Here is a 24473-nt window from a genome sequence, read left to right on the forward strand (position 1 = left end):
AGAACATGAGCGCAGTGCCATTGCGGAACAACAAGGCCGGTCTCGCGGAGGTGCGCAGCATCACCGTGCTCGGCGCCACCGGCTCGATCGGCGATTCGACCATGGATCTCGTGCGCGGCGCGCCGGAGCGCTACCGGGTCGAGGCGCTGACCGGCAACAGCAACGTCCAGGGCCTGGTGAAGCTGGCCCGGGAGTTCAGCCCGCGCTTCGTCGCGGTGGCCGATCCGGCGGGGCTCGATGAGCTGCGTGACGCACTGGCGGGCACCGGGATCGAATGCGGGGCAGGGGAGAGCGCCATCATCGAGGCGGCAGCCCGTCCCGCCGACTGGGTCATGGCCGCCGTCTCCGGCGCCGCCGGCCTCAAGCCGGCGCTGGCCGCGGTGGACCGCGGCGCGACCGTGGCGCTCGCCAACAAGGAATGCCTGGTCTGTGCCGGCGACTTCTTCATGGAGCGGGCCGCCCGGGCCGGCGCCTGCATCCTGCCGGCCGATTCGGAACACAACGCGCTGTTCCAGGCGCTGTCCTCGGGCAATCGCGAGGAGCTGGTGCGGGTGATCATCACCGCCTCCGGCGGTCCGTTCCGCACCTGGGCGGCTGATGACATCGAGCAGGCGACCTTGGCCCAGGCGCTGAAGCATCCGAACTGGAGCATGGGCCAGAAGATCACGATCGATTCGGCCTCGATGATGAACAAGGGCCTCGAGGTGATCGAGGCGTCCTACCTCTTCGCGCTGTCGCCCGACGAGATCGACGTCCTGGTCCACCCGCAGTCCATCGTCCATGGCATGGTCGAGTTCTCGGATCGCTCGGTGGTGGCGCAGCTCGGCGCGCCCGACATGCGCATTCCGATCGCCCACTGCCTTGGCTGGCCGGAGCGTATCAAGGGCCCGTCGGCCCGGCTCGATCTCGCCAAGATCGGCACCCTGACTTTCGAGGCGCCGGACTTCGAGCGGTTCCCCGGTCTGCGGCTGGCCTACGATTCGCTGCGCACCGGGCGCGGCGCGACGACGGTGTTCAATGCGGCCAACGAAGTCGCCGTCGCGGCCTTCATCGCTGGTCATATCCGGTTCGGTGCTATTGCCCGACTGGTCGAGGCAACCCTCGAAGCATGGGCCCGATCAGGTAATCTGGCACCGTTGACCTCGGCGGACGACGCCATCGCCATTGACCATGACGCGCGAAAAAGGGCCTCCGGCCTCTTGCCTCAAATCGCCGCAAAAGCATCTTAAAGGGTTGGACGGGCCTCTGGCCCATCGGGAAGGTCATCGATGTCGGAATTTTTCCACCATATCTTCAATACGTTGAGCCATGGCCTTCTCGGCTACATCGTCCCGTTCCTGTTCGTGCTGACGATCGTGGTGTTCTTCCATGAGCTCGGCCATTTCCTGATCGCGCGCTGGGCCGGCGTGAAGGTGTTGACGTTTTCGCTCGGATTTGGCCCAGAACTGATCGGTTTCAACGACCGCCACAACACCCGCTGGAAGATCTCGGCGATCCCGCTCGGTGGCTACGTGAAGTTCTTCGGCGACGAATCCGAGGCCTCGACGCCGTCGGCCGAGGCGCTCGCCAAGATGACGGCCGAGGAGCGCGCCGACAGCTTCCACCACAAGACCGTCGGCCAGCGCGCTGCGATCGTCGCGGCCGGCCCGATCGCCAACTTCATCCTGGCGGTCATCATCTTCGCTGGCATGGCGCTGTATTTCGGCAAGCCGAACACGACCCCGCGGGTCGATGCGGTGCAGTCGGACAGCGTCGCGGCCGCCGCCGGCTTTAAGGACGGTGACGTCATCGCCGCCATCGATGGCCGGGCGATCGAGACCTTCGCCGACATGCAGCGGGTCGTCTCGGTCAACGCCGGCACGGAATTGTCCTTCCTGATCAAGCGTGACGGCACGGAACTCACCCTGAAGGCGACGCCGGCGCTGAAGGAGGTCAAGGACCTGTTCGGCAACAGCCACCGGATCGGCGTGCTCGGCATCCAGTACAACGCCAAGCCGGACGAATCGCGGTCGATCCCGGTCGGGTTCCTCGAATCGATCAAGATCGGCTTCGAGCAGGTCTGGTTCATCATCTCCACGACCTTCAAGTTCATCGCCTCGCTGTTCGCGGGCGCCGGGAGTGCCGGCGACGTCGGCGGACCGATCCGAATCGCACAACTCTCGGGGCAGGCGGCCAGCCTCGGCTTCCAGTTCGTTGTGCAACTGTGCGCGACGCTTTCGGTCTCGATCGGGCTCCTGAACCTGTTCCCGGTTCCGCTGCTCGATGGCGGGCACCTGTTGTTCTATGGGGTCGAGGCCGTCCGCGGCCGGCCGCTGTCCGAGCGGGCGCAGGAGATGGGGTTCCGAATCGGCCTCGGGCTGGTCCTCATGCTCATGGTCTTTGCAACCTATAACGATATCCTTCACCTCGCCGGGTCCTGAGCGCGGCTTTTTTACGACGTGGCCGTTGGGCAACGTTTTGAAACGAATTTGAAAATTCAGAGAGATCCGGCGTTTGCCGTCGGGTCCAAATTGGCTACAAGCGAACGACAAATGGGAATCTGTCGGGTTCGTAGGGGTACGGAACCGGCAACGGAATATAAGGGCGCGTAGCGCATGAAGTTCGGATTGCGGGTGCGGGGGGGCTTGGCGGCCGCCTTTATCATGTTCGCCGGACCGGTGGCTTTGCCGCTGGCGAGCGTGGTTCTTTCGTCGCCAGCTGCGGCTCAGACGGTCAACTCGATCGAAGTGGTCGGTAACCGCCGCGTCGAGCTGGAGACCATCCGCTCGTACTTCAAGCCGGGCCCCGGCGGGACGCTCGACGCCGGCCGGGTCGACGACGGCCTCAAGGCGCTGATCGAGACCGGCCTGTTCTCCGACGTGAAGATCAATCGCCAGGGGGGGCGCCTGATCGTCACGGTCGTCGAGAACCCGGTGATCGGCCGCGTCGCTTTCGAGGGCAACAAGAAGGTCAAGGACGAGCAGCTCCAGGCGGAAGTGCAGTCGAAGCCGCGCGGCACGCTGTCGCGTCCGATGGTGCAGTCCGACGCCCAGCGCATCGCGGAGATCTACCGCCGCTCGGGCCGTTACGACGTGCGCGTCACGCCGGAAATGATCGAGCAGCCGAACAACCGCGTCGACCTGATCTTCACGGTCGAGGAAGGTGCCAAGACCGGCGTGAAGTCGATCGAGTTCGTCGGCAACAACGCCTTCTCGTCCTATCGCCTCAAGGACGTCATCAAGACCCGCGAGACCAACCTCCTGAGCTTCCTCGGCTCGGGCGACGTCTACGATCCGGACCGTGTCGAGGCCGACCGCGACCTCATTCGCCGCTTCTACCTGAAGAATGGCTATGCCGACGTACAGGTTGTGGCTGCGCTCAGCGAGTACGATCCGGAGCGCAAGGGCTTCCTCGTGACCTTCAAGATCGAGGAAGGCCAGCAGTACCGGGTCGGTTCGGTCGACTTCCAGTCGTCGATCGCAACGCTCGACGCCACCACGCTGCGCGGCTATTCGCGCGTCAGCGTCGGCTCGCTCTACAACGTCGAGAACATCGAGAAGTCGGTCGAGGAAATGCAGATCGAGGCCTCGCGGCGCGGCTACGCGTTCGCGGTGGTCCGTCCGCGCGGCGATCGCAACTTCGAGGCCCACACCGTGTCGGTCGTCTTCGCCGTCGACGAGGGCCCGCGCACCTATATCGAGCGCATCAACATTCGCGGCAACACCCGCACCCGTGACTACGTCATTCGCCGCGAGTTCGACATCTCCGAGGGCGACGCCTACAACCGCGCCCTGGTGGATCGTGCCGAGCGCCGCCTGAAGAACCTCGACTTCTTCAAGGACGTGAAGATCGTCACCGAGCCGGGCTCTTCGAGCGACCGCGTGGTCCTGAACGTCAACCTGGAAGAGAAGTCGACCGGCGACTTCTCGATCTCCGGCGGTTATTCGACCACGGACGGTGCGCTCGCCGAGGTCTCGATCTCCGAGCGCAACTTCCTCGGCCGCGGCCTGTTCGCCAAGGCGTCGGTGACCTACGGCCAGTTCGCCCGCGGCTACTCGCTGTCGTTCGTCGAGCCCTATCTGCTCGACTACCGGGTCGCGCTGGGCCTCGACCTCTACCAGCGCCAGCAGCTCGCCAACAACTTCATCTCCTACGGCACCAAGACGCTCGGCTTCAGCCCGCGCCTCGGCTTCCAGTTGCGGGAAGACCTGTCGCTGCAGCTGCGCTACTCGATCTATCGCCAGGAGATCTCGCTGCCGGCGACGCTGTCGGACTGTAACAACGTCGCGGCCGGCACCCTGATCGGCAACCGCTTCGTGCCGTTCAATCCGACGCCGGCGTTCATCAATGCCAATGGTCTCGCCGATCCGAACGGCGGTCTCGGCTGCTTTGCCAACGGCGAGGCCTCGCTGCCGGTGCGCCAGGAGCTGGCGAACGGCGCGACGCTGACCTCGGCACTCGGCTACACGCTGAACTACAACACGCTCGACAACAACAAGAACCCGACCGACGGCCTGCTGGTCGACTTCAAGCAGGACTTCGCTGGTGTCGGCGGCGACGTGTCGTACCTGAAGACCGCGTTCGATGCGAAGTACTTCACCCCGCTGGTGTCGGACATCGTCAGCATCGTCCACCTCCAGGGCGGCATCCTGAACAAGATCGGCAATACGCAGCTGCGCATGCTCGATCACTTCCAGATGGGTCCAAACCTGGTTCGCGGCTTCGCTCCGAACGGCATTGGTCCGCGCGATATCAATCCGTTCGGCACGCAGGACGCGCTGGGCGGCACCAAGTACTGGGGCGCTTCGCTCGAACTGCAGATGCCGTTCTGGTTCCTGCCCAAGGAGACGGGCCTGAAGGGGGCCGTCTACGCCGACGCTGGCGGCCTGTGGGGCTATCAGGGTCCGACGTCCTGGGCTGCGACGGGCGAGGTTAATACCCCCGGCTGTATCAAGCCGACGCGCAACCCGAACAACGCCGGCACCTGCCTTGGTCTGCAGTTCGATGACCAGAACAAGGTCCGGACCTCGGTCGGCGTGGGTCTGGTGTGGGCGTCGCCGTTCGGTCCGCTGCGCTTCGACTACGCGATCCCGCTCACCAAGGGGCAGTTCGACCGGACGCAGGAATTCCGGTTCGGCGGCGGTACCTCGTTCTGAGCCTGGGCCGATCGAATCCGGGTTGGCATCGACCAACCTCGCCGGTGTAAGAAATGGGAGCTCGGTTCCGGGACACCGGAGCCGGGCTCTGACTTTTTGTCTTGAGAGTACGACGGAATGGCCCAGCCGACCTTCTTCCAATCGCCGCCGCCCACGACCCTGGCGGCGATCGCCGCCGCCGCCAAGGCCACCCTGGTCGACCCATCCCGCGGCGAGCAGGTCGTCAAGGGACTGGCGTCGCTCGACGAGGCCGGTCCGATGCATCTGGCATTCTTCGACAACCTCAAATACGCCGACCAGCTCGCCGGGACCAAAGCGGGCGCCTGCCTGGTCAGTCCGCGATTCGAGGCGCGCGTGCCGTCCCATGTCGCAGTGCTTCGCGCCAATCAGCCGTTCCGCGCCTTCGTGCAGCTCGCGCGTGAGTTCCATGCCGACGCACTGCGGCCGCAGCCTTGGTTCGGCGACGACGGAATCTCGCCCCAAGCCATCATCGATCCCACCGCGCGCCTGGAGGACGGCGTCATCGTCGAGCCGCTGGCGGTGATCGGCGCCCATGTCGAGATCGGCTCGGGGACGATCGTTGGCGCGGGTGCCGTGATCGGCCCCCACGTCAAGATCGGTCGCGACTGCAATGTCGGCGCCCGCACCGTCATCCAGTGCGCGCTGATCGGCAATGACGTTCTGATCCATCCCGGCTGCAGCATCGGCCAGGACGGCTACGGCTTCATCTTCTTCGGCGCGGACGGGCACACCAAGGTGCCGCAGACCGGGCGGGTTCTGATCCAGAACCATGTCGAGGTCGGCGCCGGCACGACGATCGACCGGGGCAGCCTGCGCGACACGGTCATCGGCGAAGGCACCAAGATCGACAACCAGGTGCAGATTGGCCACAATGTCACAATCGGGCGGCATTGCCTGCTGGCGGCCCAGATCGGGCTGGCAGGAAGTCTCACGATCGGCGACAACGTTGCGCTCGGGGCGAAGGTTGGCATCAACAATCACCTGACGATCGGCGATGGTGCGCAGGTGACCGCGATGAGCGGCGTCAAGGACGACATTCCGCCGAACGGCCGGTGGGGCGGTTTCTTCGCCAAGCCGACCAAGCAGTGGTTCCGCGAGATCGTTGCGGTGGAACGGCTGGTGCGGGATTCGACCGCGACGAACAGGGACGAGGGACGGGAGTGATGGAGGAGTCACCCATCAAGTTTGCGGACGTCGACATCAACGAGATTCTCAAGACGCTACCGCACCGTTATCCATTTCTCCTGATCGACCGCGTGAAGAACATCCGGGCCGACTACAGCGGCATCGGCGTCAAGAACGTGTCGATCGGCGAGCCCTGCTTCCAGGGGCACTTTCCGGAGCGGCCGGTCTATCCGGGCGTGCTGATGATCGAGGGCATGGCCCAGACCGCCGGCGTGATCGGCATCAAGTCGGTCGAGGGCACGGAAAAGCCGCGCGCGGTGTATTTCCTCACCATCGACAAGTGCAAGTTCCGCAAGCCGGTGCTGCCCGGCCAGACCATCGAGTACCACATGCGCTCGATCGGCCGGCGCAAGACGATGTGGTGGTTCCACGGCGATGCCAAGGTCGACGGCGTCGTCGTCGCCGAGGCCGATGTCGGCGCGATGCTGACCGACTGACGGGCTGGTAGAAAGTTGATTGCGTCGACATGAGCAAGATTGATCCCACCGCACGCGTCGAGGATGGCGCCGTCATCGGTGAGGGGACCGTGATCGGTCCTTACTGCATCGTCGGCCCCAACGTCGTGATCGGGGCCAACTGCAGACTGATCAGCCACGTCCAGATCATGGGCCACACCACGCTCGGCGACGACAACGTGATCTCGCCCTTCGTCGTGCTCGGCGGCGCGCCGCAGGATCTCAGCTATCGCGGCGAGCCGCATCGGCTTGAGATCGGCTCCGGCTGCACCTTCCGCGAAGGCGTGACGATGAACATCGGCACCACCAAGGGCGGCGGCCTGACCAAGGTCGGCAATGCCGGGTTCTTCATGAACAATGCCCATGTCGCCCACGATTGCGTCGTCGGCGACAACGTGATCTTCGCGACCTCGGCCACACTCGGCGGCCATGTCGAGGTCGGCGATTCCGTCTACATCGGCGGTCTCTCGGCGGTGCATCAGTTCACCCGCATCGGCCATGGCGTGATGGTCGGCGGCGTCTGCGGCGTGCGCGGGGATATCATTCCGTATGGCCTGGTCAACGGCCAGTATGCCGCCCTCGAAGGCCTCAACGTGATCGGCATGAAGCGCCGCAAGTTCACCCGCGAGCGCCTCGCCACGGTGCGTGCCTTCTACCAGAAGCTGTTCCACGGTCCCGGCGTGTTCGCCGACCGCCTCGCGGCGGTGCGGCCGCTCGCTGGTGAGGATCCTGCCATTGCCGAGATCCTCGCCTTCATCGACGGCGGTCGACATCGCGCCTTGTGCCTGCCCGAGATCGGCAGGCCGACGATCGAGCCTTGAGCGCGATGGGGACGCCGGCCGCCGAGACCACGCCGCCGATCGGCATGATCGCCGCGGGCGGGGTGCTGCCCTTTGCGGTCGCCGACGAGATCGTCGCGCGCGGCCGGACGCCGGTGCTGTTCGCCCTGAAGGGCATCTGCGATCCGAAGCCGCTGGCGCGTTTCCGGCATCACTGGATCGGCCTCGGCCAGCTCGGCAACGCCTTGAAGCTGCTCAAGGCCGAGGGTGTCCGTGACCTGATGTTCATCGGCAATCTCGTTCGTCCGGCGGTGTCGGAGATCCGTTTCGATTGGGGGACGCTGCGCGAGCTGCCCTACATCTGGTCGGCCTTTCGTGGCGGCGACGATCATCTGCTGTCCGGCGTTGGCCGCATCTTCGAGCGCCACGGCTTTCACATGATCGGCGTCAAGGACGTCGCCCCCAATCTGCTCGTGCCCGAAGGGCGGCTGACGCGGAGCGGGCCCAACGATCTGGTGACCGGTGACATCGCCAAGGGGCTCGCCGTGCTGCGCGCGATGGCGCCGTTCGATGTCGGGCAGGCGGTGGTCGTGATCGACGGCCACGTCGTTGCGCTCGAGGACATCGAGGGCACCGACGGGCTGCTGGCCCGCGTGGCGCGGCTGCGTGCCGATCGCCGTATTCGTGCTGCGGCCGGGCGCGGCGTGCTGGTGAAGGCGCCCAAGGCCGGCCAGGATCTTCGCTACGACCTGCCGACCATCGGCCCGCGCACCGTCGAGGGGCTTTCAGCCGCGGGTCTCGCCGGAGTCGCCGTCGCGGCCGCCTATACGCTGCTCGCCGATCCCCAGGAGACAGTGGCTGCCGCCGATCGGGCAGGCGTGTTCATCACGGGCGTCACTGCGTGACGGCGCGGCCTCTGGCAGGCGCGGCCATGCGCAGGATCTGCCTGGTCGCGACCGAAGAGTCCGGGGATCGCCTCGGCGCCAGCCTGATGAAGGTGCTGCGCCAGCGGCTCGGCGACGGCGTCGAATTCTCCGGCGTCGGCGGCCGCGGCATGACACGCGAGGGGCTCGCCTCGCTGTTTCCGATCGAGGAGCTCTCGATCGTCGGCTTCGCGGCGGTGCTGAAGCAACTGCCCAAGATCCTCCGCCTGATCCGCGGCACGGTTGACGCGATCGTTGCGGCCCAGCCCGACGTGCTCGTCATCATCGACAGTCCCGACTTCACCCAGCGCGTGGCGAAGCGGGTTCACGCGCGCGATCCCGAGATTCCGATCGTGAACTACGTCGCACCGACCGTATGGGCGTGGCGTCCGGGCCGGGCGGGCGCGATGCGCGGCTACGTCGATCACGTGCTGGGCTTGCTGCCGTTCGAGCCGGAGGCGTTCCGAAGGCTCAATGGTCCGCCCTGCACCTATGTCGGCCATCCCCTGATCGAGCAGCTCGCCAGCCTGCGCCCCAATGCGGCAGAGCAGGCGCGCCGAGATGCCGACCCTCCCGTTCTGCTGGTGCTTCCTGGCAGCCGGCGCAGCGAGGTCGCTCGCCACATCGCCGTGTTCGGCGAGACATTGGCGCGGCTGCGCGCCCAAAACCTGGCCTTCGAAGCCGTGCTGCCCACCACCCCGCATCTCGAAGCCGCGGTGCGGGCCGGAGTCGCAAACTGGCCGCTCGTTCCGGAGATCGTCACGGGCGAGGCCGAGAAGCGGGCAGCCTTCAGGCGCGCGCGCGCCGCGCTCGCCAAGTCCGGCACGGTAACCCTGGAGCTCGCGCTGTCCGGCGTGCCGATGGTGACCGCGTATCGCGTCGGCGAGATCGAGGCGTTCATTCTCCGGCGAGTCGTCAACGTGCAATCGGTCATTCTCGCCAATCTCGTGATCGGCGAGAACGTCATTCCGGAGTTCCTTCAGGAAGCCTGCACGGCCGACAATCTCGCGCCCGTTCTCGCCGATCTCCTGGGCGACGGTCCGATACGAGCGCGCCAGGTCGAGGCATTCGATCGCCTCGACGCGATCATGTCCACGGGCGCGGCCTCGCCGAGCGTGCGCGCGGCCGACATCGTGCTGGCGACGATGCGAAGCGGGCGGCGCTGATCAGGCCTGAAGCGGCATCTTGAATTCGAAGGTCGTTCTGTCCTCGGTCGAGGTGGCCTGCAGCGTGCCGTCATGCGCTCGCGCAATCTCGGAAGCGATGTAGAGTCCAAGCCCGAGACCATGCTGGCTTGGACGCTCGCCGCGCATATAGGGCTTGAACAGATTCTGCATCGCCTTGTCCGAGATCGGCGGCCCGTGATTGGTGACATCCAGCACGAAACAGCCCTCGCTCGTCGTTGCGGAGACCTGGATCGGCTTGTCCTTGTCGCCGTAGGAGATGGCATTGCCGAGCAGGTTCGAGAACAATTGTCCGATCTTGCTGCGGTCGCATTTGACCGGCTCCGCGATGTCGATGTGGGTCTCGATCTCATGGTCGGGCCAGGCCAGCCGGATCTCGGAGACGACCTGCTCGATCACCGGCGCCAGCGGTTGCCGCGCGTCGGGCTTGATCGTCAGGCCGCCGCCGAGGCGCCCCCGGGCGAAATCCATGATGTTGTCGACCAGTCCGGCCATGCGCATGACTGATTTCTGAATCATGGAAATGATCTCGGGCGCTCTGGCGCTGTCCTGGTTGCGCAGCAGCACGCGCATTCCGGCGTCGATCGAGGCCAGCGGATTGCGGAGGTCATGGCCGAGAACGCCGATGAATTGCTCTCTCAGCTCGGCGGTCCGGCGCTCGTCGAGCAGATCGGCCTCGGTGATCTTGAGCCGTTGCTCGATCGAAAACCTGCTCTTCTCGCTGAGGCCGAGGCTGGCCTGACTGAGCGCGAAGCGCTGATGAAGCTCCAGCTGGGCCGCGATCAACTCCCCGAACAGCTGAAACGTGCTGACGATTTCGGGCCGGTCCAGCTCGCGCGGCGCTGGATCGATCGCACACAGGGTGCCCCAGATGGTCCCGTCGGACAGGGTGATCGGAGCGGAGATGTAGCTGCGAAAGCCGTAGAGCTTTGGCGTCGGGTGATCGCGAAACATGTGATCCGTCTCGACGTCACCGATGACGACAGCTTCGCCTCGCTCCCGGACCTCGCTGCAGATCGTCGTCTTGACGCGCAGCTCGCCGCCCTCTTTCAGGCCGAAATTGATGTCGTCGCGGACCGCACAACAGACCCATCGATCCGAGGTCACGCGCGCGACCGCAACGAATCCCATCCCGGTGATCCTGCTCACCGAGTCCAGAATTTTGGGAACGGCGTCGAGCTGCTGGACAGCATGGACGTCCGGGTTGGGATTGGTCGTCATCGTATGCTCGAGCTGGTCCCCGATCCAGGATGCAAGTCGTGTCTTCAATTTGCACCGTTCAACGCATTGAGCCCCGGAACGTTCGCCGGAACAAAATGATCGTCGTGCGATTGAATGACATTGGACAGGAGACAGAGTGTCCCGCGGTCGGCTCACAAGAAAAACAGTTCTGGTCGTTGAGGACGAGGGGCTGATCCGCGCCAACGCTGTCGACATGATCAGAGACCTCGGTTTCGAAGTCATCGAGGCCGTTGACGCCGATCAGGCCATTTCGCTTCTCGAACGATGTGACCGTGTATCGGTCGTTTTCACGGATATCCAAATGCCCGGTTCGATGGACGGCCTTCGGTTGGTCGCCGTCATCAGGGACCGCTGGCCCCCGGTTGCGCTCCTGGTGACGTCAGGTCAGGTGACCCCTTCGGAATTGCCGTCGGGCGCGCGCTTCCTTGCCAAGCCATATGGGGCCGAGCAGCTCAGGTCTCATCTCGAGGCGCTGGCCTGATGCACTCCCGACTGGTGCCGCGAGTTAGAAAGGTGCTCAGAAAGGTGCGACCTCACAAACGAAACGGCGCCGTCGGGATCGACGGCGCCGTTCGAGAGCGGAATTGCGCTGCGGTGCGGCTCAGCCGCGCTTGTCCATGTCGACATAGTTGCGCGTCGTGACGCCGGTGTAGAGCTGGCGCGGACGGCCGATCTTCTGTTGCGGATCCTCGATCATCTCGCTCCACTGGCTGATCCAGCCGACGGTGCGGGCGACGGCGAACAGCACCGTGAACATCGACACCGGGAAGCCCATCGCCTTCAGGGTGATGCCCGAGTAGAAGTCGACGTTCGGATAGAGCTTGCGCTCGATGAAGTACTGATCGCTGAGCGCGATCTTCTCGAGCTCCATCGCGACCTTGAGCATCTGATCGTCGGCGTGGCCCGTCTCCTTGAGCACCGCGTGACACATCTTCTGCATGATCTTGGCGCGCGGGTCGTAGTTCTTGTAGACGCGATGGCCGAAGCCCATCAGGCGCACGTCGCTGTTCTTGTCCTTCACCTTGGCGATGAAGTCCGGGATCTTGTCGACGGTGCCGATCTCGGCCAGCATGTTTAGTGCCGCCTCGTTGGCGCCGCCGTGTGCCGGACCCCACAGGCAGGCGATGCCGGCGGCGATGCAGGCAAACGGGTTGGCGCCCGAGGAGCCGGCGATGCGCACCGTCGAGGTCGAGGCGTTCTGCTCGTGGTCGGCGTGCAGGATGAAGATCTTGTCGAGCGCGTCGGCGAGAACCGGGTTCGGCTTGTACTCCTCGCACGGCACCGCGAAGCACATGTTCAGGAAGTTCTCGGCGAAGGAGAGCGAGTTCTTCGGATAAACGAAGGGCTGGCCGATGGTGTATTTGTAGGCCATCGCCGCCAGGGTCGGGATCTTGGCGATCATCCGCATCGACGCGATCATGCGCTGCTTCGGATCATTGATGTCGGTGGAGTCGTGATAGAACGCGGCGAGCGCGCCGACCGAAGCGACCATGACCGCCATCGGATGCGCGTCACGGCGGAAGCCGTGGAAGAAGCGCGACATCTGCTCGTGCACCATCGTGTGATGGGTCACGCGATAGTCGAAATCCTGCTTCTGGGCCTTGGTCGGAAGCTCCCCGTACAGCAGCAGATAGCAGGTTTCCAGGAAGTCGCCCTTCTCGGCAAGCTGCTCGATCGGGTAGCCGCGGTATTCCAGGACGCCGGCGTCGCCGTCGATATAGGTGATCTTGGACTGGCAGCTGCCGGTCGAGGTGAAGCCGGGGTCATAGGTGAACATCCCGGTCTGGGCGTAGAGCTTGCCGATGTCGATGACGTCGGGACCCACGGTGCCGCTCAGGATCGGAAGATCGAAATTCTTGTTGCCGACGGTGAGGGTCGCGGTCTTGCTTGCGGATTTTGCGTCCATCGTTTGTCCCCGATGAGATCGTTAGGCTTGGCCCTTGTTCTTTTTGAGAGATGGCAGGGCAGGTGGACTTTATCTAGTGCGGTGGCTTTGACATTCGCGTCACTGTCGCTGCCAACAGCTTAAGCGAAGGTCAAATCCGAAACCGTACTGGAATCTTATACTTACTAGTGTCCTTCGGCCCTAACATCCGTCAACGAGCCCGCCGCAACGTATGAAGAATGTCCGAGCCGGGAAAACCAGTGGGTGCCGCGCAAATGCGTATCGTATTGCCCTGTGCGCTGCAAGATGGGGAGCAATGCGACCTTATGAGGTGGTCTGGTCCTCCAGACGGCCCAAGGATTCATCACGCCCCAGGATCGCCAGAACGTCGAAAATACCGGGTGAGGTGGTTCGGCCGGTGAGCGCCGCGCGCAGCGGCTGCGCCACCGCGCCCAGCTTGAGGTTGTTGGCTTCAGCAAACGCACGCAGCGCGGCTTCCGTGGCCGGTCCGCTCCAGGACTCGACAGCGGCCAGCGCCTCATGCAGCCGGCCGATCAAGGCACGGCTGTCCGGCGTCAGCAGGGCGGCGGCCTTGGCGTCGATCGGAAGCGGCCGGTCGGCAAAGATGAAGGCGGCGCCGTCGATCAGCTCCAAGAGCGTCTTGGCGCGCTCCTTGAGGCTGGGCATCGCCTGGGTGAGCTGCGCGCGCGTGGCGTCGTTGAGCTTGGCCTTGAGAGCCGCGCCGTTCGGCACGTAATTCAGCACGTCCTCGAACTGGCGCACCAGCGCCGCATCGTCGCTGTGGCGGATATAGTGGCCGTTGAGGTTCTCGAGCTTGGCGAAGTCGAACCGCGCCGCCGAGCGGCCGATCGCCGGCAGGTCGAACGCCTTGATCATCTCCTCGGTCGAGAAGATCTCCTGGTCGCCATGGCTCCAGCCGAGCCGCACCAGGTAATTGCGCAGTGCCGACGGCAGATATCCCATCGCACGGTAGGCGTCGACGCCGAGCGCACCGTGGCGCTTCGACAGCTTCGAGCCGTCCGGCCCGTGAATCAGCGGGATGTGCGACATCGACGGCACCGTCCAGCCGAGCGCATCGTAGATCTGCTTCTGGCGCGCGGCGTTGATCAGATGGTCGTCGCCGCGGATGACGTGGGTGACGCCCATGTCGTGGTCGTCCACGACCACCGCCAGCATGTAGGTCGGATTGCCATCGCCTCGCAGCAGCACGAGGTCGTCGAGGTTCTCGTTCTGCCAGACCACGCGGCCCTGCACCTGATCCTCGATCACGGTCTCGCCGGTCAGCGGCGCGCGCAGCCGGATCGTCGGCTTGACGCCTTCGGGCGCCTCCTTGGGATCGCGGTCGCGCCACATGCCGTCGTAGAGCCGGGTGCGGCCTTCCGCGCGCGCCTTCTCGCGCATCGCGGCCAGCTCCTCGGCGGTAGCATAGCAGCGATACGCCATGCCGCTGGCGAGCAGTTGCTCGGCGACCTCGCGATGGCGTGCGGCGCGGCTATATTGGTAGATGACCTCGCCGTCCCAATCGAGCTCGAGCCATTTCAGGCCGTCCAGGATGGCGTCGATGGCCGCCGTGGTCGAGCGCTCACGGTCGGTGTCCTCGATCCGCAGCAGCATCTTGCCGCCGCGGCCCCGCGCATACAGCCAGTTGAACAGGGCCGTCCGGGCGCCTCCGATGTGGAGAAAGCCGGTCGGGGAGGGGGCAAAGCGCGTGACGATCGGGGAGGTCATGGGCGGCAGCACGAAATCCAGGCAGGGGCTATGAAGGGCGGGGGGTGTATAGCAGGCCTATCGCATAACTAAAGCCTTCCTTGGGGGAAGCGGATTTGGCAGATAGGCTGCCAAATTCCGGAGCAGGATATTCTTGATGACCACGACGACAGACACGGCGGCGACGGCAGAGGCAGGGCGCGACTTCATCCGCGACATCGTCCAGGCCGATCTCGACAGCGGCAGGCACAAGACGGTCGTCACCCGGTTCCCGCCGGAGCCGAACGGCTACCTGCATATCGGCCATGCCAAGTCGATCGGTCTCAACTTCGGCATTGCCCAGGAGTTCGGCGGCCGCTGCAATCTGCGCTTTGACGACACCAATCCGACCAAGGAAGAGCAGGAATATATCGATTCCATCCAGGCCGACGTGCGCTGGCTCGGCTATGACTGGGGCGACAACCTGTTCTTCGCTTCGGATTATTTCGAGCGGCTCTACGATTGGGCGGAAGGGCTGATCAAGGCCGGGCTCGCCTATGTCGACGATCAGTCGCAGGAGGAGATCCGCCTGTCGCGCGGCACGCTCACCGAGCCCGGCAAGAACAGCCCGTTCCGCGACCGCACGGTCGAGGAGAATCTCGACCTGTTCCGGCGCATGAAGGCCGGCGAATTCCCGAACGGCGCGCGCGTGCTGCGCGCCAAGATCGACATGGCCGCCGGCAACATCAACCTGCGCGACCCCGTGCTGTACCGGATCATGCACGCCCATCACCCGCGCACCGGCGACGCCTGGAAGATCTATCCGAGCTACGACTACGCCCACGGGCAGTCGGACGCGATCGAGGGCGTGACGCACTCGATCTGCACGCTCGAGTTCGAGGACCACCGGCCGCTCTACGATTGGTTCCTGGACAAGCTGCCGGTGCCGTCGCATCCGCACCAGTACGAGTTCGCGCGGCTCAACCTGACCTACACGCTGCTGTCGAAGCGCGTGCTGACGCGGCTGGTGCAGGACGGCCATGTCTCAGGCTGGAACGATCCACGCATGCCCACCATCGCCGGCCTGAAGCGGCGCGGCGTGCCGCCGGCGGCGGTGCGCGAGTTCATCAAGCGCATCGGCATCGCCAAGGCCAACAGCGTCGTCGATGTCGGCATGCTCGAATTCTGCATCCGCGAGGAGCTGAACCGCACGGCGCTGCGTCGGATGGCCGTGTTGCGGCCGCTGAAGGTGGTGATCGAGAATTATCCGGAAGGCCAGGTCGAGGAGCTCGAGGCGATCAACCACCCCGACGATCCCGCAGCCGGCACGCGCAAAGTCGCCTTCGGCCGCGAGCTCTATATCGAGCAGGACGACTTCATGGAGAACCCGCCGAAGAAGTTCTTCCGGTTGTCGCCGGGCAACGAGGTGCGGCTACGCTACGCCTATTTCGTCAAGTGCCGCGACGTCATCAAGAACGACGCCGGCGAGATCGTCGAGCTGCGCTGTACCTATGATCCGGCGACCAGGGGCGGCAACGCACCGGATGGACGCAAGGTCAAGGCGACGATGCACTGGCTGCCCGCTGCACAGTCGCTGACCGCCGAGATCCGCCTCTACAACCAGCTGTTCGCCAATCCGAGCCCCAATGCGGCCGACTTCACCGCCGATCTCAATCCCAACTCGCTTGAGGTCCTGACCGACGCGCGCATCGAGCCGGCGATCGCCGAGAGCAATTCGGACGCACCGATGCAGTTCGAGCGCCAGGGCTACTTCGTCCGCGATCCGGATTCGACGCCCGACAAGCTCGTGTTCAACCGCACCATCGGCCTGCGCGACACCTTTGCAAAGGAGGTCGCGAAGGGATGAGATGGGGACCGCAGCCGCAGCTCAATTGATCGCTGCGAGGCCGGCCTCGGTCAGCGTTGGCACGCCATCGCTGACCTCGACCAGGCCGCGCTCCGCGAGGAGCGAGAGATCATCGTCGGCGACGGGGGAGAGCGTGAGCCGGTGGGCCTTGATGTCCCGCAACGTCCAGCGCAGGTGGATCGCCGTGTCGAGCGCGAGGTCGGCAAAGGGATCGTCATTGTCATGGTGGTCCATACCCGCATAAGCCGGTGCGGTGCAGAAAGTTCCAATGACGTTCCCGGCACCGGGATTGGATTCTCGTTCCGTTCCGCTAGTCGGATTCCCCGTCGTTTCGCTAGCCTCCATGCCCGTAAAGTAACGGGTGGTGTGGGCAATGGCGGAGCCGGTCAGGCCGCCGGGAGGGCGTCGCGGGATCGCGGGCGCGATGGCCGATGTCTGGCCGCCGCGCGGCGCGCTGGCCGGCGGCTGGCCCGCGATCGGGTCCGGCGCGTCGTCGGCATTCGCCGCCCGCCTGAAGAACTGGGCGGTCGAGGAGGCCGGGGCAGGCCGGCTGCTGCCCTGGGTGCCGGTGGCGTTCGGGGCCGGCATCGCGCTGTACTTCACCGCCGATCACGAGCCGGTGCTCTGGATCGCCGCCACCACCGCGGCGCTGCTCTGCATCGTCGCCATCATGATGCGGCGGCATCGGATGTTTCCGGTTGCCGTGATGATCGCAGCTGCAGCGTGCGGCTTTGCCGCGGCGACCATCAAGACCGCGCGTGTCGCTCATCCAGTGCTGGCGCGGCCGTTGTATTCGGTGGCGCTGTCCGGCTTCGTCGAGGCGCGCGACATTCGCGAGCGCAGCGATCGGATCGTGCTGCGCGTCGCCGCGATGGAGAGCCAGCGCAGCAGCATCAGCCTCGCGCGCGTGCGGCTCGCGGTGCGTAAGGGCACGGCGCCCGAGGTCGGCAGCTTCGTGCAGCTCAAGGCGCGGCTGCTGCCGCCGATGGCCCCGGTGCGGCCGGGATCCTACGACTTCGCGCGCGACATGTTCTTCCAGGGCATCGGCGCCTCCGGCTTCGTGATGGGCGCGATCACGACGGCGACGCCGCCGCAGGCCGCCGGCTTCGGCCTGGGCTATGCGGCGGCCATGCAGGGCCTGCGCGATGCGATCGACGCACGCATCCGCGCCCGTCTGACGGGCGATGAGCGCGCCATCGCCACCGCGCTGCTGACCGGCCGGCGCGACGCCATCACGCCCGATGTCAACGATGCGATGTTCGTCTCCGGCCTCGGCCACGTGCTGTCGATCTCAGGCTATCACATGGCCGTCGTCGCCGGCGTCGTGTTCTTCGCCGTGCGCGCGCTGCTTGCGCTGATCCCCGGCCTCACTATCAGCCATCCGATCAAGAAATGGGCGGCCGCGGCGGCGCTGGTCGCGGCGGCGTTCTACCTGCTGCTGTCGGGCGCGGAGGTCGCGACGCAGAGATCGTTCTTCATGACGGCCGTGGTGCTGATCGCGGTCATGGTCGATCGCCGCGCCGTCACCTTCCGCACGCTCGCGGTCGCGGCGATGATCGTGCTGATCGCGGCACCCGAAGCGCTGGTGCATCCGAGCTTCCAGATGTCGTTCGCGGCGACGCTCGGCCTGGTCGCGCTGGTGCAGTTCGGCCTGCCCAAACTGTTTGCGACGCCGGACAGCTCCCCGGCGCAGCGCATCGCGCTGTGGGGCGGCCGCGAGCTTGCGATGCTGCTGCTGGCCTCGCTGATCGCGGGGCTTGCGACCACGCCCTATGCCGCGTTCCACTTCCATCGCGTCACGCCCTATGGCGTGCTCGCCAATCTCGCGGCGATGCCGGTGGTTTCGGTGCTGGTGATGCCCGCCGGACTGCTCGGCCTGCTGGCGGCGCCGTTCGGGCTCGACGGTCCCTGGTGGACGCTGATGGGCCTCGGCATCGACTGGATGATCGCGGTGACGCGCTGGGTGGCGGCGCTGCCCGGCGCGGTCGGGCGCATCCCGGGCTTCGGCATCGGTCCGCTGATCCTGGCCAGCCTCGGCGTCATCCTGATCGGCCTGCTGCGCACACCGCTGCGCTGGTCGGGCGCCGTCGGGCTCGTGGTGGCCACCGCGTGGGCCGCCACGACGCCGCTGCCCGACGTCCTGATCGCCGGCGACGGGCGCACGGTGGCGGTGCGCGGCCGTGACGGACGCCTGCATGTGATGCGCACCGGCAAGGACGTGTTCGCCACCAAGGAGTGGCTCGCGGCCGACGCCGATGCCCGGCTGCCGGCGGATTCATCGCTCGCCGATGGCGTCTCCTGCGACGAGGCGGGCTGCGTGGTCGCGATGGCCGACGGCCGATTCGCCGCCTTGACCCTGCGCGCCGAGGCGCTCGACGATGATTGCGCCCGTGCCGCGCTGATCGTCACCGCGCGCGCCGTGCCGTCATCCTGCGCGGCGGCCGTCATCGATCGCCAGCGCCTGCAGCAGCAGGGCGCCTTGATGCTGGTGCAGCGGGGCACCGGCTTCTCCGTCACGCCGGTGCGCGCTGGCGGCACCGATCGCCCGTGGTGGCCGGCGCCCGCCGAGGCCGGCGAGTTCGACACGACGCTGACGCCGCGTGCGCCGGTGTCGCGGCTTCAGGACGCGACGCCGCCGGAGACGGAGCAGGGCGAACAGGATTGAGCGCCGGACAGCTCGAACGTGCTGAGATGATACAACGTGCCGAGATGATACTCGGTGTCGTCGGGTCCATCGAACAGCGAGGGACCTTCGACCAGCGTGAACGCAGCGCCCGGATATCGTTGCCAGATGGCGATGTCATCAGCCGTGACCGTCAGCCATCCGAACGCAAGCATGTAGCGGTCGGGCTCGGTGATCCGGTCAGCCTTGTTCCAATCGATCTTGTTGACCGCGGCGGCAAGCTCCCCCGGCACACAATGCTGGCCGAGGGATGTCGTTCCTATTCGATGCGATGCCGGAGCGTGAGGGTCGCCCGAAAGGACCTTGCGCTTGCAGAAACCAAATCTCCCCCGGCCGAAAGCTCGCTCATGACCGAGAGAAATGCGGACGCGCAGGCGCTCAGGTGATGCTGATGCGGCGAATCGGTGTGGCCTGCGAAGCCGGAACGTCCTCCGCCACGCCCGGGCGGCGCTCGGCCGGCTGCTTGCTGACCGGCAATTGTAGCACGGTGACGCGCTGGCCCTCGCAGAGCTGGGTCACCAGCACGTGGCGGCCGTCGGCGAATTCGATCGCGTCGTGATGGCGATCGGGGATGTGCGTCTCGATGCTGTTGAACTTCGCGACGCGCTCGCGGATCGTCCGGGTCCAGAGCCAGCGGCTGTCGTAGCGGACGTCCTCGACAAATGCCAACTCGGTGCCGGGCAGCATGCAGACGGCGACGGTCGGCTCGCTCTCGAGGGCGAAGCCGCGGGTGGCGGTGCCGCGAAACGTCGTCGAGATCAACGTCTCGCCGACCTTGGCGGGACGGGACGCAACCGCATGGAGGCTGTAGTCACACATCGGATCGCTCCTCGTTGAGAGATAGCCGACCCACGCTCCCCCCGGACAGGCGCAGGCCTCTATCAGAGTGGACATCGATGGTGATGTTAGCGCGCGCTTCACGGCAATTCTGCGCTGATCTGCACCGCGTGCGCCCGCGGGCGATCACAAGCGTTTGAGCATGCCGCGCTGCACATCCTGAGGTGCATTCGCGTGTGACCAATTTCGATCGGCGGCGAAGCGCGTGCGCCCGTCGCCGATCGACCGATCGCGTCCGCGATCAGTACTTGCGATACAGCCCGACCAGCTTGCCTTGGATCTTCACCCGGTTCGGCGGCAGGATGCGGACCTCGTAGGCGGTGTTGGCCGGCTCCAGCGCGATCGATGCGCCGCGGCGGCGGAAGCGCTTCAACGTCGCTTCCTCGTCGTCGATGAGCGCTACCACGATGTCGCCGGTGTCGGCGGTCTCGTTGCGCTGGATCAGCGCCATGTCGCCGTCGAGGATGCCGGCATCGACCATGGAGTCGCCGCGCACCTCGAGCGCATAGTGATCGCCGTTGCCGAGCATGTCGGCAGGCACGCTGATGGTGTGGCTGCGCGTCTGTAGCGCCTCGATCGGGGTACCGGCGGCGATGCGGCCCATCACCGGCACCGCGACGGGGCGCTCGCCATCGTCCAGCGCGGGACTGCTGGTGCGCACCTTGCCGAGATTGCCCTCGATCACCGATGGGGTGAAGCCGCGGCGGTTGTTGGCGGCCTGTGACAGCTCGGGCAGCTTGATCACCTCGATCGCGCGGGCGCGGTTGGGCAGCCGGCGGATGAAGCCGCGCTCCTCGAGCGCCGTGATCAGGCGATGAATGCCGGACTTCGAGCGCAGATCGAGCGCATCCTTCATCTCGTCGAAGGACGGCGGCACGCCGGCTTCCTTGAGCCGCTCGTTGATGAACCGCAGAAGTTCGTACTGTTTGCGCGTCAGCATCTCGACCTGGTCCCCAGTTTGTTGTCGTCCGAGTCCAGGAGCTGCGCCTTGAGCACAAACCGGCTGAGAGCGCCTTGGAGTCGGACCATCATCGCGTCGCCCGCAACATACTAAAAACAAATCATGAACGGACACTATATGTTCGATGTGTGTTCCGCAATCCTTAAATTGTAGTGAACGGACCGGGCTTTGCCGGGGGGAAACGGCCTAGCTCGGCAGGCGCAGGATCTCGCACGGGCTGCCGGCGGCGGCCTTCGGCGCAAACGCCCGCCGGATCACCAGCGCCTGCGAGAGCGCGAGATTGCCGAGCAGCGACGAATCCTGCTGGGTCACCGGCGTTGCGATCAGGGTGCCGTCGGCGCGCTCCTCGAGCTGCGCCCGCAGATAGTCCTCGCGCGAATCGTTGGCCCCGAGTTCGCGGCCGAGCAGGGCGGTCTCGCGTGGCATGCGAGCTTCGTCGCGGCCGAGCAGCCGCCGAATCAGCGGCACCAGGAACAGGATGGCGCAGACATAGGACGACACCGGATTGCCGGGCAGTCCGATCACCCTCATGTCGCCGAGCCGTCCGTGCATCATCGGCTTGCCCGGCCGCATCGCGATCTTCCAGAACGCCATCTCGACGCCCTCGGCTTCGAGCGCCTGCTTGACGAGGTCGTGATCGCCGACCGAGGCGCCGCCGGTCGTGATCAGGATGTCGGCCTTGGCCTCGCGCGCCCGCCGGATCCCGGCGATCGTGGCCTCCATCGTATCCGCGGCGATGCCGAGATCGATCGGTGTCGCGCCCTCGCTGCGCACCAGCGCCCGCAGGGCGTAGCCGTTGGAATAGACGATCTGGCCCGGGCCGGGCGTCGAGCCAGGCATCACGAGCTCGTCGCCGGTGGCGAGCAGCGCCACCTTCGGCCGGCGCCGCACCGGCAGTGCCGGATGATTCATGCTGGCCGCCAGCGACAGGTCGCGGTCGCTGAGCCGGCGGCCCGCCTTCAGCAGCACCATGCCCTCATGAAAGTCGACGCCGGCGGGCCGGATGTGCCGGCCCTTGATCGCGGCCTCGGTGATCACGACGTGGCCATCTTCGGCGATCGTGTCCTCCTGGATCACCACCGCGTCGGCGCCCTCAGGGACAACGCCACCAGTGAAGATGCGCGCCGCCTCGCCGGGTCCGACCACGCGATCGAACGGCCGCCCCGCCGCGACCTCGCCGATCACCCTCAGCCGCACCTTGGCCTGGGCTGCGTCCGCCGCGCGCACGGCGTAGCCGTCCATCGCCGACATCGCCTCGGGCGGCTGCGTCCGCAGCGCCGCGAGGTCGCGGGCCAGGATGCGGTGATGGGCCTCGTCCAGCGTCACCAGCTCCTCGGCCAGCGGCTCGGCGCCGGCGAGCACGGCGGACAACGCATCAGACACCGGCATCAGGGCCATGAGAGTTCCTTCGGACGGAGACGGCAGATCGAATGAGTCGCCTTCTAACCGAACGCGCACGGCCCGGCCAAGGGCTCAGGCCGCTTCCTGCCTTCTGATCGTCTGATGTTGGCCGCGTCCGGGCCGCTGCCTCACGACCGCGCGAGAAACCCTGCAATCAGTGCGCAGAAGGTCGACCGCAGTGCCAAGGCGTTGGCCGATGCGCCGTTCCGATTAGCTCCCGCCCCGCGTTCTATCCAGCAGCCGCGCGACAGGCGGCGCGCTCGGTCGTGTGCAGGATGTCCGCCACCATGTTCCGCAGCCAGACCGATGCTGCATCACGATCGAGCTGCAGCGGCCAGACCATCGAGACGGCCGGCAGCCGCAGCTTCAACGGCGCGGGACAGAGCGTCAGCCCAAATCGCGGCCCGTAGAGCTTTGCCATCCTGGTCGGTATCGTCGTGATCACCGGTGATGCGGCGACCGTCGCCAGCACGCTGAGGAATTCCGAGGAGGCCGAGACCACGTTGAGCTCGGTCCCGATCTCATCCAGCGCCGCCTCCAGACAGCCCTGCAGGCTGTTGGTCAGCGTCACCAGCGCGTGCGGAAGCGACAGATAGTCGGCGAGGCTGATCGGCGTTTTCATCGCGATGCGCTTTGGATTGTAGACGCAGCTCAGCGCCTGCTCGAACAGGAGCTGGGATCTGTGCCGCTGTGCGACGGCGTCGAAGCAGCCGACCGCGACATCCAAGGCTCCGTCGTCGAGCAGGCGATGCACCTCGTTACGTTCGGTCGGCCGGCTGAGAAGCCGCACGCCGGGCGCCGTTCGACGGAGCACCGCGGTGAGCTCGGGGATCAGCAGCAGCTCGACCTCACTTGAAAATCCCAGGCGGATGGTGCGCTGCTCGGTCGCCGGGTCGAACTCCGGTGCGGCATGCAGCGCTGCCTGCATCTGCCCCAGCGCCGCCCGAACCGGCCCGGCGAGCACCGCAGCCTTTGGCGTCGGCTGCATGACGGCGCCGACGCGGACGAACAGCTCGTCCTGCAGCAGCACGCGAAGCGTCGACAGCGTATGGCTCATCGCAGGCTGACCCACCTTGAGGCGTGCGGCCGCGCGCGTCACGCTGCGCTCCTGCATGAGCGCGTCGAACGCGACCAGCAGATTGAGGTCGAAGGAGCGAAGATCGAAGTGATCGATGGACTGCATGAGCTGGATCGATTTGAGGAATGTATGACCTAGTCCTAGATCTCGGCCCAGACAAGACCACCGTTCGGATCGAGGCCGCCAGACATGCAGGACATCACGACCTATCGCGTCGGAGACGCCACCATCACGAGGATCTTCGAGATCGGCCTCGATGCGGTCGAGGGAGAGTTTTTGTTTCCGGGCGTAGAAGCAGACAGCATCGTTCGGGAACGAGGCCAGGTGGGGCCGGGATCGGTCGATCCGCACACGGGATCGTTGCGCCTGAGCATCCATAGCTGGCTGGTGCGGACGCCAGAGCGGGTGGTCCTGATCGACACGGCCACCGGCAATGACAAGGAGCGGCCCGGCGCAGCAGTTCTGCATCGCTTGAACGAGCCGTTTCTCGACCGGCTGCGGGCGGCCGGCGTCGCCCCTGGCGATGTCGATCTCGTCCTGATGACGCATCTGCACGCGGATCATGTGGGGTGGAATACGCAGCTTGCCGATGGCCGTTGGACGCCGGTGTTTCCGAACGCCCGGTACGTTTTCTCAGGCCGCGAGCGCGCCTATCTGGCGGCACTGTCGGCCGCTGACGGCTCGGATGCCGCGATCAGGGATGCGGCCGGTCTCGGTCGCATGCTGCATCCGCCGCTGCCAGGGGTCTACGAAGACAGCGTGCTGCCGATCGTCGAGGCCGGCCTCGCGCGTGAGATCACGGTCGATGGCAGCGAGGTCGTGGATGGCTTCCGCTATCTGCCGAGCCCTGGTCACAGCATCGATCACGCCTGCATCAGTCTCACCTCGCGCGGCGAGCGCGCGCTGTTCTGGGGCGATGTGATGCATCATCCGCTGCAGGTCGCGCGTCCGGATTGGAACTCGGTCTATTGCGAATTTCCGGATGCGGCGCGGACCTCACGCCGATGGGCGATGAACCATGCCGCCGAGACCGGCTCCCTCGTGTTCACGACCCACTTCGCCGAGTCCTCGGCCGGGCGGATCAGCCGCGACGGCGACCGGTTCGCGTGGCAGTTCGCCTGATCCGAGGT

Annotated in this window: 21 protein-coding genes; 12 read left to right on the plus strand and 9 right to left on the minus strand. The window is 65.9% G+C overall.

Translation table 11 applies throughout. The features are described 5' to 3' along the window. The first annotated feature begins 5 nt into the window (after nucleotides 1–5). The 8 genes from dxr to lpxB all read left to right on the plus strand — a co-directional run bounded on the left by dxr (nucleotide 6) and on the right by lpxB (nucleotide 9664). Complete coding sequence (dxr, locus tag QX132_RS03050; protein ID WP_316160043.1) at nucleotides 6–1229, plus strand: 1-deoxy-D-xylulose-5-phosphate reductoisomerase; 1224 nt, start codon at nucleotides 6–8, stop codon at nucleotides 1227–1229. A 39-nt stretch (nucleotides 1230–1268) separates the two neighbouring features. Then, on the plus strand, nucleotides 1269–2420 hold the full coding sequence (gene rseP, locus QX132_RS03055) for an RIP metalloprotease RseP (RefSeq protein ID WP_315798432.1): 1152 nt from the start codon (nucleotides 1269–1271) through the stop codon (nucleotides 2418–2420). Between the two features lie 174 nt (nucleotides 2421–2594). Further along, complete coding sequence (gene bamA, locus QX132_RS03060) at nucleotides 2595–5135, plus strand: outer membrane protein assembly factor BamA (RefSeq protein WP_315798431.1); 2541 nt, start codon at nucleotides 2595–2597, stop codon at nucleotides 5133–5135. A 117-nt stretch (nucleotides 5136–5252) separates the two neighbouring features. Next, a complete protein-coding gene (gene lpxD, locus QX132_RS03065) occupies nucleotides 5253–6320 on the plus strand; it encodes a UDP-3-O-(3-hydroxymyristoyl)glucosamine N-acyltransferase (RefSeq protein ID WP_315798430.1) in 1068 nt (355 codons plus the stop codon). Then, the gene (fabZ, locus tag QX132_RS03070) at nucleotides 6320–6778 is read left to right on the plus strand and encodes a 3-hydroxyacyl-ACP dehydratase FabZ (protein WP_315775037.1); all 459 of its coding nucleotides are present in this window, start codon (nucleotides 6320–6322) and stop codon (nucleotides 6776–6778) included. Before lpxD ends, fabZ begins: the two co-directional genes overlap by 1 nt. 29 nt (nucleotides 6779–6807) lie before the next feature. After that, nucleotides 6808–7617, plus strand: a complete 810-nt coding sequence (lpxA, locus tag QX132_RS03075) for an acyl-ACP--UDP-N-acetylglucosamine O-acyltransferase (RefSeq protein ID WP_315810879.1) — start codon at nucleotides 6808–6810, stop codon at nucleotides 7615–7617. A gap of 5 nt (nucleotides 7618–7622) precedes the next feature. Further along, a complete protein-coding gene (locus tag QX132_RS03080; RefSeq protein WP_315738319.1) occupies nucleotides 7623–8480 on the plus strand; it encodes an LpxI family protein in 858 nt (285 codons plus the stop codon). 26 nt (nucleotides 8481–8506) lie between these two features. Then, entirely contained in the window at nucleotides 8507–9664 is a 1158-nt protein-coding gene (gene lpxB / locus QX132_RS03085; RefSeq protein ID WP_315738225.1) for a lipid-A-disaccharide synthase, read from the plus strand. Here lpxB and QX132_RS03090 read toward each other — a convergent pair whose 3' ends face one another. Then, entirely contained in the window at nucleotides 9665–10903 is a 1239-nt protein-coding gene (locus QX132_RS03090) for a GAF domain-containing sensor histidine kinase (RefSeq protein WP_316160044.1), read from the minus strand. Between the two features lie 136 nt (nucleotides 10904–11039). On the opposite strand from QX132_RS03090, the gene QX132_RS03095 reads away from it, so the two are divergent. Further along, nucleotides 11040–11405 (plus strand): response regulator, encoded by a 366-nt coding sequence (locus QX132_RS03095; RefSeq protein WP_315780193.1) that lies wholly within the window; start codon nucleotides 11040–11042, stop codon nucleotides 11403–11405. Nucleotides 11406–11525: 120 nt separating this feature from the next. On the opposite strand, the gene gltA is transcribed toward QX132_RS03095, so the two are convergent. Both gltA and gltX read right to left on the minus strand, forming a co-directional pair. Continuing rightward, nucleotides 11526–12830, minus strand: coding sequence for a citrate synthase (gene gltA / locus QX132_RS03100; RefSeq protein WP_315738222.1), 1305 nt, complete (start codon nucleotides 12828–12830; stop codon nucleotides 11526–11528). 303 nt (nucleotides 12831–13133) lie between these two features. Next, the gene (gltX, locus tag QX132_RS03105) at nucleotides 13134–14558 is read right to left on the minus strand and encodes a glutamate--tRNA ligase (RefSeq protein ID WP_315780191.1); all 1425 of its coding nucleotides are present in this window, start codon (nucleotides 14556–14558) and stop codon (nucleotides 13134–13136) included. A gap of 136 nt (nucleotides 14559–14694) precedes the next feature. Between gltX and QX132_RS03110 the strand changes: the two genes are divergently transcribed. Continuing rightward, nucleotides 14695–16383, plus strand: a complete 1689-nt coding sequence (locus tag QX132_RS03110; RefSeq protein ID WP_316160045.1) for a glutamine--tRNA ligase/YqeY domain fusion protein — start codon at nucleotides 14695–14697, stop codon at nucleotides 16381–16383. 21 nt (nucleotides 16384–16404) lie between these two features. On the opposite strand, the gene QX132_RS03115 is transcribed toward QX132_RS03110, so the two are convergent. Then, entirely contained in the window at nucleotides 16405–16617 is a 213-nt protein-coding gene (locus tag QX132_RS03115) for a hypothetical protein (RefSeq protein WP_315738219.1), read from the minus strand. Between the two features lie 139 nt (nucleotides 16618–16756). Between QX132_RS03115 and QX132_RS03120 the strand changes: the two genes are divergently transcribed. Beyond that, nucleotides 16757–19048, plus strand: coding sequence for a ComEC/Rec2 family competence protein (locus tag QX132_RS03120; RefSeq protein WP_316160046.1), 2292 nt, complete (start codon nucleotides 16757–16759; stop codon nucleotides 19046–19048). Here QX132_RS03120 and QX132_RS03125 read toward each other — a convergent pair. From QX132_RS03125 to QX132_RS03145, 5 genes are all read right to left on the minus strand, one after another. Further along, nucleotides 19003–19299 carry a hypothetical protein gene (locus tag QX132_RS03125; protein WP_410052843.1) on the minus strand — a complete coding sequence of 99 codons (297 nt, stop codon included), beginning with the start codon at nucleotides 19297–19299 and terminating at the stop codon, nucleotides 19003–19005. The genes QX132_RS03120 and QX132_RS03125 overlap by 46 nt on opposite strands. A 145-nt stretch (nucleotides 19300–19444) precedes the next feature. Further along, entirely contained in the window at nucleotides 19445–19885 is a 441-nt protein-coding gene (locus tag QX132_RS03130) for a hypothetical protein (RefSeq protein ID WP_315738216.1), read from the minus strand. Nucleotides 19886–20144: 259 nt separating this feature from the next. Beyond that, nucleotides 20145–20843, minus strand: coding sequence for a transcriptional repressor LexA (gene lexA / locus QX132_RS03135; protein WP_315756715.1), 699 nt, complete (start codon nucleotides 20841–20843; stop codon nucleotides 20145–20147). A gap of 207 nt (nucleotides 20844–21050) precedes the next feature. Next, a complete protein-coding gene (gene glp / locus QX132_RS03140; RefSeq protein WP_315738215.1) occupies nucleotides 21051–22262 on the minus strand; it encodes a gephyrin-like molybdotransferase Glp in 1212 nt (403 codons plus the stop codon). Between the two features lie 232 nt (nucleotides 22263–22494). Then, on the minus strand, nucleotides 22495–23448 hold the full coding sequence (locus QX132_RS03145; protein ID WP_315738214.1) for a LysR family transcriptional regulator: 954 nt from the start codon (nucleotides 23446–23448) through the stop codon (nucleotides 22495–22497). A gap of 84 nt (nucleotides 23449–23532) precedes the next feature. Here QX132_RS03145 and QX132_RS03150 point away from each other — a divergent pair, with 84 nt between their 5' ends. Beyond that, nucleotides 23533–24465 carry an MBL fold metallo-hydrolase gene (locus QX132_RS03150; protein WP_316160047.1) on the plus strand — a complete coding sequence of 311 codons (933 nt, stop codon included), beginning with the start codon at nucleotides 23533–23535 and terminating at the stop codon, nucleotides 24463–24465. Nucleotides 24466–24473 lie beyond the last annotated feature (8 nt).

Origin of the sequence: Bradyrhizobium sp. SZCCHNRI20481 (assembly GCF_032485055.1) — a bacterium.
Taxonomy (GTDB): domain Bacteria; phylum Pseudomonadota; class Alphaproteobacteria; order Rhizobiales; family Xanthobacteraceae; genus Bradyrhizobium.